10 protein-coding genes are annotated in these 19,183 nt (G+C 42.3%); 3 read left to right on the top strand and 7 right to left on the bottom strand.

Annotation, left to right across the window (positions count from 1 at the left end; genetic code table 11):
• Positions 1 to 11: 11 nt before the first annotated feature.
• The 3 genes from glpQ to DXX94_RS04590 form a co-directional block, all read right to left on the bottom strand.
• Positions 12 to 1,058, bottom strand: coding sequence for a glycerophosphodiester phosphodiesterase (glpQ, locus tag DXX94_RS04600; RefSeq protein ID WP_181901478.1), 1,047 nt, complete (start codon positions 1,056 to 1,058; stop codon positions 12 to 14).
• Positions 1,059 to 1,250: 192 nt separating this feature from the next.
• Complete coding sequence (locus DXX94_RS04595) at positions 1,251 to 1,505, bottom strand: hypothetical protein (protein WP_116014150.1); 255 nt, start codon at positions 1,503 to 1,505, stop codon at positions 1,251 to 1,253.
• Between the two features lie 177 nt (positions 1,506 to 1,682).
• Positions 1,683 to 2,225, bottom strand: coding sequence for an N-acetylmuramoyl-L-alanine amidase (locus DXX94_RS04590; RefSeq protein WP_116014149.1), 543 nt, complete (start codon positions 2,223 to 2,225; stop codon positions 1,683 to 1,685).
• 139 nt (positions 2,226 to 2,364) lie between these two features.
• Between DXX94_RS04590 and DXX94_RS04585 the strand changes: the two genes are divergently transcribed.
• The 3 genes from DXX94_RS04585 to DXX94_RS04575 all read left to right on the top strand — a co-directional run bounded on the left by DXX94_RS04585 (position 2,365) and on the right by DXX94_RS04575 (position 11,568).
• Positions 2,365 to 6,870, top strand: a complete 4,506-nt coding sequence (locus tag DXX94_RS04585) for a hypothetical protein (protein WP_116014147.1) — start codon at positions 2,365 to 2,367, stop codon at positions 6,868 to 6,870.
• 384 nt (positions 6,871 to 7,254) lie between these two features.
• Positions 7,255 to 8,427 carry an efflux RND transporter periplasmic adaptor subunit gene (locus DXX94_RS04580; protein WP_116018295.1) on the top strand — a complete coding sequence of 391 codons (1,173 nt, stop codon included), beginning with the start codon at positions 7,255 to 7,257 and terminating at the stop codon, positions 8,425 to 8,427.
• Positions 8,428 to 8,451: 24 nt separating this feature from the next.
• Entirely contained in the window at positions 8,452 to 11,568 is a 3,117-nt protein-coding gene (locus DXX94_RS04575) for an efflux RND transporter permease subunit (RefSeq protein WP_116014145.1), read from the top strand.
• A 197-nt stretch (positions 11,569 to 11,765) separates the two neighbouring features.
• Here DXX94_RS04575 and prsT read toward each other — a convergent pair whose 3' ends face one another.
• The 4 genes from prsT to lnt form a co-directional block, all read right to left on the bottom strand.
• A complete protein-coding gene (prsT, locus tag DXX94_RS04570) occupies positions 11,766 to 14,549 on the bottom strand; it encodes an XrtA/PEP-CTERM system TPR-repeat protein PrsT (protein ID WP_116014144.1) in 2,784 nt (927 codons plus the stop codon).
• A gap of 132 nt (positions 14,550 to 14,681) precedes the next feature.
• Positions 14,682 to 15,482: an exosortase-dependent surface protein XDP1 gene (gene xdp1 / locus DXX94_RS04565; protein WP_147302237.1), complete on the bottom strand. Its 801-nt coding sequence runs from the start codon at positions 15,480 to 15,482 to the stop codon at positions 14,682 to 14,684.
• 335 nt (positions 15,483 to 15,817) lie between these two features.
• Positions 15,818 to 17,506 carry an amidohydrolase gene (locus tag DXX94_RS04560; protein ID WP_116014140.1) on the bottom strand — a complete coding sequence of 563 codons (1,689 nt, stop codon included), beginning with the start codon at positions 17,504 to 17,506 and terminating at the stop codon, positions 15,818 to 15,820.
• Positions 17,507 to 17,617: 111 nt separating this feature from the next.
• The gene (gene lnt / locus DXX94_RS04555) at positions 17,618 to 19,177 is read right to left on the bottom strand and encodes an apolipoprotein N-acyltransferase (RefSeq protein ID WP_116014139.1); all 1,560 of its coding nucleotides are present in this window, start codon (positions 19,175 to 19,177) and stop codon (positions 17,618 to 17,620) included.
• Positions 19,178 to 19,183: the final 6 nt, after the last annotated feature.

Genomic DNA, 19,183 nt, shown 5'->3' with positions numbered 1-19,183 from the left:
CTTTGCACCACTCAGTGCATTAATGCCGATTTTGCGCGAGCAGGAAAATCAGTAAAAACTCCAGTGATACCCAGCTTTTTGTTGGTGTACTGCAACCAATGCTCAAAACTCGCAAAGCGCTTAGGTGTATCTTCAATGCGAAATGTATATGGGTGAATGGTCATATTCAGTCGCTGCGCCTCAGTTAACAGCGCGGAAGCTTGCCAGTTGTCATCGACAAGCATAGGAAACCACGGGCCGATACCATCGGCATAGCGAGCGACTTGCGCTACCCCTTGTGCCGAAAACATCCAGTCGTAGCTGTAATTTTGCCATTTGCCGCCAACACGTTGTTTTGTTTCTTGCCAGTCAGTAAACGCGATAAGCTGCACTAAAGCGATGTCCATCTTTAATTTGGGCAGCAACTCACTATTGATGCGCATTAGCTCATTGGCATCAAAACTTTGCAAAAATACCTTGTCAGATTTTTGTGTGTAACCAAAGGCTTTTAACGTTTGCAAAACAGCAAGGCTGATATCTTTTCCTGCTTGATGATGAAACCATGGTGACTTCACTTCTGGATATATGCCAACTTGCTTATTATGGCTTGTGTTGAGTGCTTGAATTAACGTTAGCTCTTCAGCTAACGTGTGTAGTTTGAATTCCCCAGTGTTAATTGGAAATCGATTAGGGTATTTTGCTATGCCGGAAGTGTTGACACGCTCTGAAACTGACAAGGTTTTTAGCTCTGCTAAAGTGAAATCAATCACATAGAAATGACCGTCTTGGCGATGCCTATTAGGAAACAGTGCTTTGACATTGGTTGTGGCATCTAAGGTTAAATCGTGGTGAACAATAAGGTGGCCGTCTTTACTCATGACAACGTCTTGCTCGAGAAAGTCAGCCCCCATACCGTAGGCAAGTGCTTTACTCGCCATGGTATGTTCCGGCAAATGACCACTGGCACCGCGATGCGCAATAATAGTCATTGGTACTGGCGATGATGCAGGTGATTGCTGAGAGCTTGAGTGTGCCTTGTCTAACTGTTCAGTGCTTGCAATTGACTGAAAACCCATCATTAGGATTAAAAGCACAGCAAAAAGCAGAGCTTTTGACAGGGGTAGTGAGCGGTATTTCATCATTTATAAGTAAGTATTAGTTAATCGTATACGTGTTGGTTGGATAGTTGAGCTAGCATTAATGCGACTAGAATGCTGCTAGCTAACTGATATACATAATTTATTAACTGATTATTGTGACAGGCAGATGAATTAAACTTCAATTGAAAATTGCGCTTGACGGCGATCGGTTTTATTGCGACTGTCGAGGCGGCGTTGACCTATCATGTTTTTTTGGCGACGATCATCACTTTGACGGCGTTCTTCGCCGCTCCATTCTTTTCCATTACTGCCATCGTCATCTGCAAACTTATTTCGTAAAAAAGTTTGCAGTGATTTTCTTTTCTTATGGGTTTCCGATGTACTGGTTACCCTAGTACTAACAGTTTGTTCTATCGGATTAAACATAATAGTTACCTAGCGTCCTTACAGTTGATTAGCCTACATATAACTCTTTGTCGGCAATGGTTGGTTAAACTTTAACCTGTTGAGCGTGGTGACCGTTAAATGGCATATCAACTGAGACTTGTACGCGTTTATACAGCCCTTGTATAACTAATAAACGAGTGAACTAAGGTAAAAGATCTATGTCACAATTGCATCGCTCACTGCTATTGCCTCAATAGCTTCTGCATAGGCTGCAACCAGTTGGTCGTAATTTGTTTTTACATTACCGAGTTCTTCATCGTTATCGATAAAAAATGGCTCGCTAATAACACAAGGGGCGCTGGTATAGCGAAGCAAATATCCACCGCGATCTTCTGCACTACGAGCTTTTAGGCCACGGTCTTTATTGCCAAGCGCTGTTTGTATTTTAGTTTGGAGAATGTCGGCCATGGCTTTGCCTTTTTGTGATCTGTGGTAGTACAGCATTTCACAACCACTTGCTTGTTGATTAAACGCATTACAGTGCAGGCTAACGATAAAGTCTGGGGCGAGTTCATCAATGTCTGATGGCAGCTGGCGGTAGGTACGTCGGTATACTCGTTGGACGGTGACGCTTGATACTTTTCTTTCAATATCAATCGCTAACTGTTCATTAAATTCAAACTCACTAAGTCCTGCGTCTTGATTCTTAGCGCCAGGGTTATTCTTTTTATGTCCTACAACCAATGCACATAGTTTCATGGTGTGTTCCTTTGTTCAGTGACGGTAATCGCTGTCCATTGAGCATAATCTATTTTCTTGTTTTTGCACGTCTAGCCCCCGTTTTACTTGCGTTATGGCGATATTGTTCGATAGTTAATAAAGCGACCGGAGAACATGCATGGAAGCCAACCAAGCAGCACAATCCTCAGGACAAGCGGCGAATGCCACATCTGCACCTTTAAAGCGGCCTCGTAAATGGTTGTTAATCCCTGCTTTTATCGTCATATCTGTGACATTTTATTTCTTCCACGATATCGGCCAGCGTAATAGTCATGTAAATAATGAAAACTATCGGCTTCTTTACGAGGCGTCGGTGGAATTTAACAATAACCTCAATAAACTGCGCAGCGCCCACCAAAATGGCGAGTCAGATACTGCGATTCGTGGCCTATTTGCCAGTTATAAAAGTCAGGTGGCTAATGCTAGCGATAGGAAGTCGGCGTTTAAAAATGCGGTTTATTTGTTAAAAGCTAAAAAGCTAGTGGTTCAAAAAGGTAATGGGGGGGAACAACATGAGTTGGCGAGCTTAAGTGATAGTGACATTCTCCCGAAAGCTGGCGCAGTCTTTAGTAAAATATTGATCGTCAACGCTCAAGACAAAGTGCTAACCACGTTAGGCAATGAAACCAAAATATCTTTTAGCGATTTGAATTTTATTGCTAAATCTTTTATTAAAAATCAGCAAAGTATTTTCTCGACAACTAGCAACAAAACAGCACTGCAAGAAAGAGAGAAAGTTAATTTACCGTCACATTCTTCGCATATTGATGTTGAATTAGCGCACGGTGATTATCGGGTTTATGTCTTCCCCTTCACACTTGAGCAAGAGCTTGCCTATCCAAAGCCAGCGAAAGACAAGAGCCAAGAAAACGACAATAATTATGTTCAAGCGACGACGTTAACGCTTGTTGGCTTTGTCGAAAACATCGAATTATCCAAGCGTGCCACTAGCAAGTGGAATATTCCGTTGATAGTTATCTCAGTTCTGACATTATGCGTACTAGTCGCCATTCTTCGCCTTTACCTGCAACCTAAAAACCAATTCACCACCAAATTCTTTCGCGGTTTTGTTGTGCTTACCTGCTATTTGGCCTTCAGTGCATCACTTGCTTTGGTGTTGGCCAGCGTCGAAAGTAAGTATTTATCGCATGTGAAAGCGAATGCCACGCAAAAATACATTAAGGCGCTTGCTGATCAGTTTAATACTGAAATATATGGAATATTCAATGCGGTGCACCGTTATCGGCCTTTTTATCAGAAATTGAGCCAATTGATTGCGCAGCCAAGTGAACTTGGCAGTTATTGCCTTGATTTGCAGTCTCCCAAGAATGTGAAAGACAGCCACTCTATTCCAATTTTCGTGAAACAAAGTGAGCAGGGGGCATACTGCCGTAACACACCACAAACGAGTCTATTGGTAAGTTATGCGGTAAATGCGAACCGAGAAAAGGGCGTATCAGACGATCTAAGTACCTGTTTAGCTGTTAGCCAACATTCAGATAACTCAACCGATGTTACGCAAAATAAAGAAAGTAAAGACGAACAAGAGCAGCGAGCAAAATTACAGGCTGAGTACACATCATTTGAACAGTTAAATAAAAATAAAGAAGGGCTCGCATATCAGCAGGTAGTAAGCAATATGACCAATACACTACCGTGCCGCGTTGCAAACCTGCCATCTGTGGGAGTTTTCGCCCAAAGTCTGAAATTAACGCGAAATCCAGACAATAAACCAACAGGTATTAAACTTGTCGATGAAAGGGCGGCTCTAGCGCTGCCTAATGGCTTGATTTCCCTGTTGGCGGTGAACCGCTATGGCAACCCAGCGCTACCATCGCTTTATTATCGTGAAAATTTTAGTACGCCAAGAACCATTAACTTGTCGCACCGTCAATACTTTAAAAAGGTTCGCGATCAACAAGGCTGGCAGTTGCCATTGAACGAAAATATCACGGCAGCCTCGAGAACTATGCGTAATGTATACATGCAGCGGCTGCGTAACATTACTAATGGCACAACGGGCACCACCTTATCCATGCCCTTGTTCGAATATTTGAATGAGCAAAGCGAAGGTAGCTTAGTATTAATTGCCGATGTATTAATACCCGCAATGGAATATTTTCAATTGGCTGCGGTTTTCGATGAGGAAAGTGACAAGCAGGCTAAGGGAAAATACCTTAACTTTGAACATTTAACACGACTCACCCCCAGCCCATTATTTGCCGATCTTAGACATATGATACTTGACCGAAACTCAGGGCAAGTACTGTTTCATTCACAGGCTGATCGAGCACTTAACGAGAACATCTTTTTTAGTGGTAATAACCAGCAAGGTTTAACAGAGTGGATAAAGTCTTCAGGTTATTCGTCATTAGCTGAAGAAAAGGCGGTAAGGGTATCAGGTAATTACCATGGAAAAGCCGGTACATTTTATTTGTACCCGACCGTTATTGATGAATGGGCACTGGTGGTCTTTGCGCCAAACGAGCTAACAACTTGGTTTCAAACGAATAAATTTATTTATTACATGCTAGTGATTACGACCTTGATGCTGGTCAGTTTTGCCTTAGTTAAAGGGTTAAGCATGGCGGTAAATAGCCGTGTCAACGTTACAAATACTGAGCTTTCAAATTATTCAGCTAACGCTAATACTGATGATAGCAGTGATGCAAAAGCGACGATGCACTCGCCAGTTATTATTAGCTATGAGTTACAACGCCGACTGGGTTTTATTGCTACTAATGTTATCGTGATGGTGGTTACCATTAGTGCGGTTGTTAAGCTTTTACCGCTTGACGAAATGATTTGGTATTTACCATTAACTTTGGTCATTTTAGGTACGGTGTTGTATGGCATCAGTCTTATTTGGCAGCGTTTACCGAATCATTTGTTTAAAGATATTCGCCGCTTAGCACGAGCGATGAAGTACATTCCCGCTAAGCTTTGGATAACAGTATCAGCGATTTTCGTCATTGTATTTTGGTACCTTTCAGCGACCAGCGAGGCATCGTTTCACGGTGTCGCCTTGCAACAACAAAATTATCAGTGTGCGCTTATTAACGCTAAGCGAGAAGAAATCACTAAACAAGCGCTGACTCTATTCCCTAACTCCATTACCAATTACCAACAGCAACCTGCTACGTTGATGTTAGGAGATAAAAATTACTTAAATCATACTAAATGCACCAACAACAGTGTAACTCCGGAAGATTTTCCAAATTTCGCAACAGCGGTGGGTAATCAGCAATTATGGCGTTGGCTGCAAGTCTACATGTTACCTAAGCCAAAAGCACAAAGCGTAAAGCTTAATTTGGAGAAGCCATTCATCACCATGGTTGGTTACAGTGTATTGATGATATGCCTTGTATTTTTGCTGAGTGTTATTTGGTATTTACTGCACAGTAAGGTGCTTTGGACGTTTATGTATTTCGGCATGGATTTTCTGCGCCATATTGAAAAATTAAGCCAAGACTTAGCAGATATTCCAACAGATAAGAGAAACGCTAACTTACTCATTAAAGGCGATAATATTCGCTTAAATGGGGTTGAATTGAATTTATATGCTAGCCTGCTTAAAGGCGATAAGCTCGATAACCCTTTTGTGAAACAATTAGCTGTGCTAAGCCCTGCCCTTACTGCAATTGTAGACCAGCAGATAAAATTACCTAACCTTAAAATTAGTGTTGATGGCGACGTTGACGATAACCAGAAAGTATCAAACTTATCAGTGCAATTATGGGATTTGGAAACCTGCTTGGAGCAAAGAGGGCTGCGCCAACATTTGCTCTCTATCATCATTGATCTAAAAGGCTTGGTGCTGGATAAAAAAGTTAACGACTTTTGCATGTACAGTGGTTTTCATTGTTTACAAAGGGTCGCTTTAAAAGATGCGCTAGCACAAGCGGAAAGCGATGAAATGCGCCTCGAACATATCGAGTATTTATCTTGGTCAGAATGCTTAATGGATTTTAATTTTAAATTGCCAGAGGCTTTCTCAACCGATGTTGACCAGGCATTACTCACGCGTGAGTTAGCACATTTTCCGGAACTTAAATCAATAGACGCGTTGGCTGAACTGGCTGATTTGCAAAATGCGGGACCAAAAAAATCCTATGTTTATCCGCAATCTCTCAGCGAGGATGTTTCACCGTTATTAGCAACTCAGAAAAAATGGGCAACGATTAATTTGATACTAATTCATGCAGAGGCTTTTTATCGGTTTAAATGGGAGTTGTGTTCAAATGCGGAAAAACTCGCCTTATTTAACCTAGCAAAAAAACGCTATTTAAATCCAAATAATAGTCAAATGGTTGAGCACTTGGCTTTAAATGGGCTTATCCGTGTTGATAATGATGATATTCGCTTGGTGAATGACAGTTTCGCTTATTTTGTCTTGAATGCCGAGCCGCCAGAAGTGATGGGAAAACTGTTCAAACTAAGTGAGCAGGGAGTGTGGAAGAATTATCGCGTGCCAATTGTGTTAAGTATTGCCTTGTTACTCGGCGCCGTCGCCTTAATTTCAGGTGAATCTCTGTTTATCATTTTTGGCTCAATTGCTGGGGTATTAACAACAATCGCGAGTATGACCAATAGCGCTAACTTAATTCGCAGCCAATTTAACTAGTGCGGTTATCAGTTAAGTTATTAGCGCAGGCTTTGGCCAGGCAGTAGTTGTTTTCAATGATTGATGTGTTTGGCATAACCCTATGGTTAGGTTAGGCGTTCAACTTACATTCAATCGACTGTTCTTATTGCACTCAATTGTGATCTTGTTGTTTGTTAAAAAATTGTTACTCGCGATTGCCATCGTGTGATGCCATAATCGAACTATCCATCAGTTTTTTACTTGTTAAGCAATGTGTTAAATAAAACGCTCAACAAGTCGAACTTTTTTTATTTAACACATCTAAAGTCTCAAGCTTTTAATTAATAGCACGGAGTTGAGTAAATGTTGCAAAAAAGCATCCAACCTGAAGTCTACGCAGCCAAGCCTTTGGTTCTTCAAAGAATGAAGCAAACTGTTAAACACAGCATATTACTGAGCTTGCTTGCCATGCTTTTGGCTTGTAGCCAAGAAAGTACACAACCTTCGGCTGCGCCAAAACCAGCGGTTTCGGTATATCGCATTACTGCTGAACCTGTTGGTTTTGTTCGAGACTTTGTCGCGAGAACGCAAGCTTCACAGCAGGCTAGCATAGTGGCTAGGGTAGAGGGTGAGTTAATTGCTAAACATTTTGAAGAAGGCAGCACAGTAGATAAAGATCAATTGCTATTTGAGCTTGACGATTCAACCTACCAAGCTTCACTGACCCAAGCAAAAGCTGAACTTGAAAGTAAGCAATCAGCTGCAGAGCGAGCGAAGCGTAATCTAGCTCGCGGTCAGGAAGTTGCTCCACAGGGTTTTATTTCGCAATCTGATCTCGACAAGCTGATTGCAGAAGATTTGCAAGCAAAGGCGGCGGTGAGCTCTGCACAAGCGGCACTAGAAAAAGCAGAATTAGACCTTAGCTATACTCGCATTCATGCACCGTTTGCAGGGCAGATTGGCAAGATAGTCCAAGATATTGGCAATATAGTTGGGCCCGGTTCAGGTGAATTAGCGAGTTTGCAAGCGACTAACCCCGTATACGTAAATTTCCAGATAGATGAGAGTGAATATATCACTTATTTGCAGTCACGCTCTGAAGCAACACAAGCACAACAAGCAGGCTTTACCCTATCGTTAAAACTCCCTAATAACACGATTTACCAAGGTCAGGGGCAGTTTGTTTTTGCCGATACTAAAATTGATGCCGGTATGGGAACCGTTGAATTAAGAGCTCAATTTGAAAACCCTGAAGGGCTTATAGTTCCTGGCTTATATGTCACCTTATTGGTTGAGGGAAATGCCAAACAAGCATTGCCAATGGTACCGAAAATTGCTGTCCAGTTAGGCCAGCAAGGAGAGTCGGTTTTGGTCGTCGATAACGATAACAAGGTGGTTCAGCGTAAATTGGTTTTAGGGCGCCAAATAAACGCAATGCGTGTGGTTGAATCAGGCTTGGCCACTGGCGATAAAGTGATCATTGAGGGGCTGCAAAAAGTCCGCTCGGGCAGTGAAGTTAACCTTGTAGAAAAACAGGTTGACCCATTGACCGGCGTGATTTCTGATTTAACAACACAAGATCAGGTTAAGGAATAAATCAGGGCAAAGGACAAAACAATTATGATCAGTAATACTTTTATTCATCGTCCTAAGTTTGCCATTGTTATTGCGATTGTTATTTCTTTGGCTGGTGTTATTGCGATGGGCTTGTTACCTGTCAACATGTACCCGCAGATCACACCACAGCAAGTAGAAATAAGCGCTGTTTATCCTGGTGCTAGTGCCCAAGTGGTCGAGGAAGCGGTAATTCGCCCCATTGAAGAGCAAATCAATGGCGTGGAAAACATGATGTACATTGAATCTACTGCCTCAAATAATGGCACTGCGGTTATTAATGTGTTTTTTAAAGTGGGTACCGATGGCGATATTGCCCAAGTCAATGTGCAAAATAGAGTTGCATTGGCAGAAAGTTCTTTGCCGCAAGAAGTTACGCGCCAAGGTGTTAGTGTAAAGAAAAAGTCTTCTAACATGTTAATGGCGATTAACCTTTACGCAGAAAATGACACCATAGACCAACTGTTTCTGAGCAACTATGCAACAAATCAACTCACTGAGCCTTTGGGACGTATCCCTGGCGTAGCGGCGGCGACTGTGATGGGGGAAATGACCTACAGCATGCGGGCTTGGTTAAAACCTGATCGCATGGCCTCTTTGGGGGTAACGGTTACTGAGGTTAAACAAGCCTTACAAGAGCAAAACGTTATTGTTGCCGCAGGCAAGTTTGGCGCAAGTCCTGTCGCTGAAAACCAACAATTTGAGTATGCGATACAAGCGCAAGGGCGGTTAAAAACGGCTAAAGAGTTTGAAAATACTATTATTCGAGCGCAGGGTAACGGCAACTTTATCCGCTTGTCGGATATCGCGCGTATTGAGTTAGGTGCAGAAAACTACTCAATAGAAGCGCGATTAAATGGCCAGCCAACTGCATTTTTGGTGATCTATCAGTTGCCAGATGCAAATGCTACGCAAGTTGCCGAGTTGGTCAAACAGCAAATGGATGTGCTTTCACAGCGCTTCCCAGACGGATTGGCCTATGCGATTCCCTACGATACGACTAAATTTATCACTCGCTCTATCGATGAAGTTATTGTGACGCTTTACCAAGCGGTAGGATTGGTAATACTGGTTGTTTTCCTCTTTTTACAAAATTGGCGAGCAACCCTTATTCCTTCAATCGCTATCCCTGTCTCACTAATTGGTACATTCGCCTTTATGATGCTAATGGGGTATTCGATAAATACCATTACTTTATTTGGGCTTGTACTTGCTATTGGTATTGTGGTTGATGACGCCATCGTGGTGATTGAAAATGTAGAACGTTTGTTAAAAGAAGAAAAACTGCCGATTAAAGAAGCTGTTGCTAAGGCGATGTCACAAGTGTCGGGGCCGATTGTTGCAACCACCTTAGTGCTGCTAGCAGTGTTTGTACCTGTTGCATTTATGCCGGGTATTACAGGGGAGCTCTACAAACAGTTCTCAGTGACGATTTCGTTTGCTGTGTTAATTTCATCGCTTAATGCATTAACGTTAAGCCCTGCACTTTGCACTTTATTGCTAGATGAAAAGCAAATGAAGCCTATTGGCTGGTTGCAGCCATTAGAGCGAGCAATTAACAAACTTACCGCAAGTTATACCAATGGTGTACAGTACATTTTAAAACGCAGTGCACGTGTAGGCATTCTGGTATTAGTTGGCTTTTCGGCGACTGGGTGGCTAACGACTAATGTGCCCACAGCATTTGTTCCCGGAGAAGATCAAGGTTATCTATTTGTTGATATACAACTTCCAGATGCTGCTTCGGCCAATCGAACTGAAGCGGTTATCGACAAAATTACGCCTATCTTGAAGGCTGATCCTGCTGTTACTGACGTTATTACGGTGGCTGGTTCATCTATGCTGGGCGGTGCAGGTGCGAATCAGGGAATGGCTATTGTTATGCTTAAAGACTGGGAAGAGCGCAACACGCCCGAGCTTGGTTTAAGGCAAGTGTTAGGACGATTAATGGGGCAACTTTGGGCGATACCGGATGCACAAATTATGATGTTCAACCCGCCACCTATTCCTGGGCTGGGCAATAGCTCAGGATTTGAGTTTAAGCTTCAAGATAGTCAAGGAAATAGCCCTGCAGAGCTTGCTCAGGTAATGAATGGGTTAATTTTTCAAGCTAATGCTCGCCCTGAACTCAATAGAGTTTTTAGTACATATCGCGCCAGTGTGCCACAGTATCAATTAGAGGTGGATCGCAACAAAGCCAAAGCGCAAGGGGTTGCACTGTCAGATATTTTTACGACTCTGCAAGCACAATTGGGCTCTTTATATATTAATGACTTTAGCCAATTTGGACGCACCTATCGCGTGACTATTCAGGCAGAAAGTAGCTACCGTGCGAAGCCTGAAGATCTACATTATTTTTATGTGCGCAATCAAGACGGTGAAATGGTGCCCTTAACAACGCTTGCAAAGTTAACACCAAGCCTTGGGCCAACTAGCATTAATCACTTTAATCTTTATCGCAGTGCATCGATTACTGGACAAGCTGCCGATGGTTACTCTTCTGGTCAGGCAATTTCTGTAATGGAAGAGCTTGCCAGCCAATTACCTGATGGTTATGTGTTTGAATGGGCAGGGCAATCAAAGCAAGAACTAGAGGCTGGTAACCTTGCCCCTATTTTATTTGGCTTAGCCATAGTGTTTGTGTATTTATTTTTAGTTGCTCAATACGAAAGTTGGACAATTCCTTTTTCAGTAATTGCAGCTGTGCCTATTGCTATATTTGGCGCTATGTTGGCGTTGTATACCGTTGGTATGGCGAACAATATTTATGCGCAAGTAGGGTTAATTTTGTTAATTGGTTTATCGACGAAAACGGCTATTTTAATTGTTGAGTTTGCTATGGAGTTGCATGCTAAAGGAGAGAGCGTTTTCAATGCGGCTTTGCAACCAGCTAAACTGAGGTTTAGAGCAGTGTTGATGACTGCCCTGTCTTTTGTACTTGGGGTGCTGCCTTTGGTTTTCGCCTCCGGCGCCGGAGCTGGTAGTCGTATATCGCTTGGCTTGACGGTCTTGGCTGGCATGTTAGCGGCAACTATTTTAGGTACTTTATTAGTGCCATATTTCTATAGTGTTATTCAGCAAATGCGAATGGCAACGAAATCAAAAGCTAACAGGAGTGCATAAGCGCACCTAATAAGCAAAAACCAAAAACCAAAAACCAAAAAAGCGGCAGATTATCTTTGCCGCTTTTTGTCTTTAGACTCGACTCACAACCAGGATAGTGTAAAGCAAGGCTAGTGTGTGGCAAGTAGCCCAAGTATTATTAGCTCCCTTAGCTGTAGCACCTTTGGCTTTATGTTAGTCATTAATAAATACAAGGTTTAGTTGCCTTGCTCACCAACTTCTAAGAAACGTAGCAAGTCTTGCGCATCACTCTTACCTTTAAAATCTAGCGTACTACTTACGGCTTTTTTCAGCTCAAGCTTTGCTTCGCCATCGCGATTTAATTTATGTAAGGTATAGCCGATATGATAAGAGATGACAGGATCTTCAGAGTTTAGCGCGTTAGCATTTCTAAGCTTTGTTAGTGCCTCAGTGTAACTACCTTGCTTAGCTAGCACCCAGGCGTAAGTATCCATGATTGCCGTTGAATTTGGCATTAAAGATAACGCTTTATCAGCATAGGCTTTAGCAGTGTCGATATCTTCATCTAGGTAAATATTTGCCAAGTTGTTATAGAAAACAGCTTTGTTTCCATGGCTTGCTTCTGCTAGTAATTTGTAATGATGCTTAGCTTTATCAAGTTGTTGATGATTTAAGTAAAAATCAGCAAGAAAGTTTCGCATTAGCATTGTTCCTCGCTTATTCGTTAATATTTTTTCCATCTGTTGGCTAAACTGCCTGCTATTAACTCCCTGACTTGCCAACACGTATAGTTGAGCTGCTGCTTGTTCAAATTGGTTATCGAGTGAGAGTGCTTGGCGATAAGCAGCATATGCCTGTTTTTGCTTTCCTTGCTTAAATAGCAAGTCGCCTTGCAACAGGTATACATTGGCATCTTCTGGATAGTTCTGTGATAGCTTGTCTAATAAGCGCTGACTTTCAACAACTGGTTTCATTTCAATTGCTAGTTTCGCTTGTGTTAAGTGCAAAACAGGCTCAGCTGGCGATTTCTCTATCGCTTGCTCGATACTATGATAAGCGGCTTCCAAATCTTGTGCTTGGCTTTGTAATAAGCTCAACTGGTAGAAGTCATTTGCAGATTCCGCGAGCCCAAGTAGTACTTTCAATGTTTGTTGGGCTGCTTGATAATCTTGTAATTGAATAAGTATTTTCGCTTTAGATGCCAAATGATTAGGTTCAAGGAAAACTAAATCATTTAAGCGCTCTACGTGTGTTAAAGCTTCTTTAAATTGACCTGTGCGATAATAAACCTCGACTAAAAACGCAATCGTATCAACGTTATTCGGCGAGGTTGTCAGCAATTTTTGCGCTGTTGTAATTGCAAGTTGCGGTTGGTTGGTGTCACGGGCTAATTTGGCTTTTAACAGGAGTAATGCTGAGCCTCCGTGACCTTGTTCAGTCAATGAATTAACTACCCTCAAAGCTTCACTGTGTTCATTTGTTGCTGCTAAAGCGCTTGCGAGATTAAACTTAGTCGCATAATGCTCAGGCGTGCTATCAAGCACTTGTGTAAACAGCGATACTGCTTGGTCTGGTCTACCGACTTTAAGTAAGGTGACCGCTTTAAAATTAATAAAGTCGATGTTTTCTGAGCTTATCGCAAGCAAACTATCTGCTACTTCGAGTGCTTGTTTAAAGTTACCCATTTCCAACGAAATAAGCCCCTTTGTAAGGGTGTAACTTGCACTCGGTGCATTTGGCTGTCGGCTTTTAAGCAATGTCATCGCTTCTTCGTAGCGCTTACTTTTAGCAAGGTAATTAGCTTGGGCGATAAGAATTTGGCTGTTGTCTTTGAATGTACTAGATAAACTTTCAAGGACACTTTTAGCTTTGTATATTTTGTTGGTACTTAAGTACACCTTAAACAGCTTTAATGATAAGCCTAAATCTTTTAGTACAACTTTTTCGTTACGCTCTAATAATTCTTGAGCCTTATCGACTTTACCCAGTTGCAGATATATTGCGCTTAGCATATTAAGCCCTGCAACGTCATTAGGTTGGTAGCTAGTGTAGAACGCTAACTCATTTTGCGCGAGCTCCAAGTTACCTTGCATAAGGGCCGCAGCACCAGAAATATAGGCTAATGATGCATTGCTGCTTTTTTGTGCTTCTGTCAGTAAAGACAGCTTTGCGCTGATATCTTCAAGGACTTGTTGAGCTTCATCGAGTTGATTGGTACGCGTTAACAGCTGACTCTTCAATAAGCGGGCATAGGGGTCATTAGGTGTAAGCTCGATAATGGTTTCAACTAACATTAATGCCTTCTCGTGCTGCTTTGCATCGGTGTATTTGTGCGCTAAAGCGCGCATCACGATAGGGTCTTCAGGAGCCAACTGATGTGCTCTTTCTAAATTTTCTAACGCCTCGCGCGCATTACCTTTAGCTGTAAAATAATCCGCTCTTAGCTTCCACGTTTTATTATTGTCAGGAACAAGCCTTGTTAGTAGCGTGATATACTGCCAAGCTTGTTCAAATGAGCGCTCGGCAATGAAAAAATTAGCAAGAGAACTAATTACGCCTATATCTTTGGAGTTGAGGTTTTCAGCCTGCTTTAGTGCTCCTAATGCTTGATCATATTTTTCTAACGCGATAAACGCATTACTTTTTATTTGCAGTGTAGCGATTTGATTTTTTTTGTTTAATATAAGGTTATCTAATAAGTCAATTAGCTCTTGGTTTTTGCCTAATAGTAACATTGCCCTTACTTGTTCGAAGATAAATTGGTTAGCGTCAGCACCAGCAGCAAGTGCGTCATTAAATTCTTGAATACCTTCTGAGTACAAACCCTTACGCAAGAGTACTCTGCCCATAAGTACTTTGGCAGGTAGGTTTTCCGCATCGCTATTGAGTGTGTTTTTTAGGTGAATATATGCCGCTTCAATATCATCGACTTGATACGCGCTAATTGCTTTTTCAAGATCGTTTGATGCAAGTATTGAAAAACTAGCAAGTAAAGGTAATAGAGCAAAACTTCGGAGCATGATGTAACCTAACAGTAAACAGCTAACTTAATATTAGTATGTGTGATTGTAACTTAAAATAAAAAAAGATGGCGTTAGCCATCTTTTGTCAAAAGCGATAACCCAACGAGTTACACTGAGCTATATCTGCATTTATTTATTAACTTTTCGCCTTGCTAAAGCAACTAGTGCAACTAGCATCAAAGCAAGTGGTGCTGGCTCAGGAATAGAGGTGCCTGGTTTGTTCGGTTTGGTTGTAAAGCCGATACTAGCTAACTTAAAACCATCATTACTTTCTAAACTAGCATCACCACCAAAATGGTGATTAAAAGCACCTACGATCCACCTTGTTGAACTGGCAGAACTGAGATCCTCACCAGCTTCAGAAGTGAATGAGTTAACGTAATAGCTGCCGCTATTTCCCATAAATTGACCATAACCCGAACTCAATGAAAAGTTATTGTCTACCTGATTCCAGGTTTTATCGGCTAGGTCTCCTGTTGTAACTGCCGCAACAGATACCTGAGTTGAACTTGCTCCGTACTCTAGATAGCCAGACGTAATTGAGTTTAACGTAACGCTCAAATCACCAAAATCAAGCAAGAAGAAGTCGTAATCACGCTCGTTTGGATTGGATTGATAGTTGTCCGCAGTGTGACCATCGCCAGAAGTGTTGTTAGAAATACCTAAGCCTCCTGGATAGTCACCAATTTCTGCAGCCTCTATCAGTAAATCAGTGGAAGAGCCATCAGCACTTTTTGTATCAGCCCACGCAGTAATTGTTAGTGTTTGAGTTTCGCCATTTGCACTAAAATTCTTGGTAAAGCTATTACCAAAATCCGAGCCATTTTGTGTTGCGTTCTCAACGTTCAATGTCAATGTGCTCGCATTAGCGAATGAACTAGCTACGACAACTAGTCCTGAAAGTATCCATTTACTTGGCTTTAGAAACATACTGAACTCCGTATTCAGAAAACTTTATTTAGTTTTAATTAGCGCCATTAATTTTTTATTCAATGCAATTAATATGCAAATTATAAAAAATCTATATTTTACATAAGTCTATGTTTGGTTGTTAGCTAGCCACAGCATTAATTGTAAAGCACTTTGACACATAGTATGACAATTGATTTGGCAACTAATGACGTAATATTAACATTGTTGTGACATTGTTTTAATAGAGTGAATTCACGATTTCGCATAAATTGTTTGTTACGTGCATTTTTTACTATTTAAACGATCAATTTTGTTGTTGAAAAATACTTAATACAGAAGTACCTGACACAAGGCTACTTTGTGAAAACGGGTTTCCCAGCCACCCAAGTTGCAAGCACTTTGTTTTGCCAAATCGTACTAGGCTCTTGTGTAAACAAATCTTCTTTGATGAGGATAAAGTCAGCTTGTTTACCAGCTTCCAAGCTGCCTAGCATACCTTCTTGATGGCCAGCATAAGCGGCATCAATCGTGAAACTTTTAAGGCTTTCCACCGTGGTAAGTGACTCTTCGGAAATCCAGCCTCCTAATGGTTGGTTGTTTCTGTCTTGGCGAGTAATTGACGCGTGAAGGCCATAAAATGGATTAGTTGGTTCGACGGGGAAATCTGAACCATTGGCAATACGTGCACCAGCGTTAAGTAAGCTGCGCCAAGCATAAGCACCTTTGAGTCGTTCTTTGCCTATTCTGTCTTGAGCCATATTTTTATCGCTGGTTGCATGCGTTGCTTGAATAGATGCAATAACATTTAGCTTTGCAAATTTTGGAATATCATCGAGTTGAAGTACTTGCGCATGTTCAATGCGATGACGCATTTTCTGGCTGCCGGATTGCTCAATCAGTTTGGCATAGTGATCAAAGGTTAAGGTATTGGCATGATCGCCGATCGCATGAGTATTCACCTGATAGCCTTTAGCCATAGCTGTGCGAATGTAATTCGCCAAATCTTTATCTTTATGCAGCAATATCCCTTTAGTGCCCGGTTGATCAGAGTAGTCTTCATGCAATGCTGCACCGCGACTTCCTAATGCACCATCTGATTGTATTTTTACGCTATTAAATTGAAAGAAATGATCGTCTGAGGCAAATTGGCCGTCATCCAGCTTTTGTTGCCAGCCAGGGCTTGGTAGGTAGAGCATGGCATTTACGCGAATGGGCATTTGTTTGTCTTTTGCTAACTCTTGGTAAAGCTCAATGTGCTCTGCGGTCACACCAGCGTCATGAACACTGGTTAAGCCAACTTCTGCTAGCGCCTTCATGGCTTTGACTAAAACACGTTTTTGTTCTGCATTCGACAGGGGCGGAATTTTATCTGTGATCAAATTCATCGCGTAATCAATGAATATACCTGTTGGCTTGCCTTGGCTGTCTTTAATAATTTCGCCACCAACAGGGGCTTTAGTATCTTTGGTAATACCTGCGAGTGCCATTGCTTTGCTGTTAGCCCAGCCAGCATGACCGTCGACACGACCTAAGAATACCGGAGTGTTTGGAAATAGCTTATCGAGTGATGCAGCCGTTGGAAATTGGTCAACTGGCCATTGCACTTGGTTCCAGCCTCGCCCTTGTACCCATCGCTGTTCAGGGTTTTTTTCACGATACGCTTTAACGCGCGCGACGGCTTCTTGCTCACTGGTGGAGTTGACCAAGTCCACTTGCATTAGACTTAAGCCGTAATTTAAGACATGACCATGAGCGTCAATTAAGCCGGGCAATAGTGTATTGCCTTGCCCGTCGATAAGCTTTACTGAGCTATCAATGCCGCTTGGCTTAGTCGCATAAACATTGTCAATTTTATCGTCAGTAAACTGAATGGCAGAGAATTCTGCCAGCTTGCCATCGTTGATGGTATAGCCTTTTACATTGTGAATTAGCGTTGTGGCAGCGTTGGCTGATGTTACACCAGTCACTAACGCTAGCAGTGTTGCCGACGATAAAAATAGGCCAAATAGACGGCGCAGATTAAACCTTGAAGTCAAGCTCATAGTGGCTCACTTATAGTTATTCCTTTTAGCGTTTAATCATATGATCAAATACCCATCAAGCAAAGAAAAAAGCAATAAGTGATTATGTTAGGAATAGCAGAAGCTTTTTGACTAAATTTTTGTTTTTCGAGTAACGCCGATGATAAGCAAAAACAAAAGTGTTGCCAGAATATAGGTTGGATAGCGCTGATATCGGCTAAACGGCGTGTAACCTTTTACTAGCGCTACGTCTGCTTTAAGTACCTGCTCTTCAAACTGTGGAATGCGAGCAATAAACTGACCTTGATGATCAACCGCGGCCGTTACGCCAGTATTAGTAGAACGAACTAACGGCCGACCAAATTCTAAGGCGCGCATTTGTGCGATTTCCATATGCTGGTGTGGTCCATGAGAAGTGCCAAACCAAGCGTCGTTACTAACGGTGAGCAACATGTCGGTGTCAGCTTTAAAATTAGCGTGAAGTTGTTCTGGGAAGGCAATCTCAAAGCAAATTAGCGGTGTAATAGATAAGCCATTCGCCTTTAAATTTGATTGAATGTAATTGCCACGGGTAAAGGATGACATTGGCAAGTTGAAAAACGGTGCAATAGGTCGCAGCCATTCTTGAAATGGTACAAATTCACCAATCGGCAATAAATGGTGCTTATAAAAGCGGTTGGCATTTGGATAGAAGTAACTGCCACTGGTATCGGTAGCGCTTTCCTTACCTAAGACAATTAAACTATTGAAGTACTCTTTGCTTTCAAAGTTGTAATTAATAATGCCGGTAATAATCGCAGTGTTATTAAGCGCGGCAGCGCTATCGGCCATATCAAGAAATTCGCCAGCTAGTGGCTCTATTTTGGGGATCGCCGATTCTGGCCAAACAATTAGGTCGGCATCGTAGTTGGCTCGTGTTAAGTCTAAATACTTTAACATGCTTGGCCATTCTTGCTCTGGGGCCCATTTAAGCTCTTGCGCGATATTGCCTTGTACAAGTGCGACCGATTTCTTTTCACCTGAAGGTTTCACAAACGTCAATTGCTGGCTGACAAGAATACCTAGCACACAGCTCGTGAGCAGGGCGCCAGCGAGTTTAACTTGTTGCTTAAAATACAGAGTAAGCGCACTGGTCACTATGACCAGCATTATGAAGCTGATACCCACTTCGCCAATTATCGGAGCGAGACTTGCCAACGGAGAATTGAGTTGGCTGTAGCCAATTGAAAGCCATGGAAAGCCAGTTAATACCCAGCCGCGCAGCCACTCGGTTAGCAGCCAAATACTAGGGAACAGTAGTAAGTTAAGCTGTCGGCTGGTTGAGCATCTTGCACTAAGATAGCTAGCGAGCGCAGGAAACAGGGCTAAATAGGCACATAGCAGCGCCATTAAGCCAAGCGAAGCAATTAATGGCAGGCCGCCAAACTGGTCAATGCTAACATGTACCCAGCTGATCCCGGCACCAAACCAACCAAGGCCGAAAAAATAGCTACGCACGGCGGCGAGCTTCGGCGATTGGCCATGTACTAGCGTGCCCCAGCAGGTAAGCGCAGCAAAACTTAGCCACCATTGGCTGTAGGGGGCATAAGCGAATACCATGGCTAAGCCGGCAATAAAGCTTAGCCAGTTTTGCCAGACCAAGCTGGCCGACTTGACGCGACTGGCAGTACCTTTGAGTGTGCTAAGGATCATGGATAG

Origin of the sequence: Thalassotalea euphylliae (assembly GCF_003390375.1) — a bacterium.
GTDB lineage: Bacteria > Pseudomonadota > Gammaproteobacteria > Enterobacterales > Alteromonadaceae > Thalassotalea_F > Thalassotalea_F euphylliae_A.
Note: the sequence above shows the minus strand (reverse complement) of the source record. Positions and strands in the feature narration are given on the sequence as shown.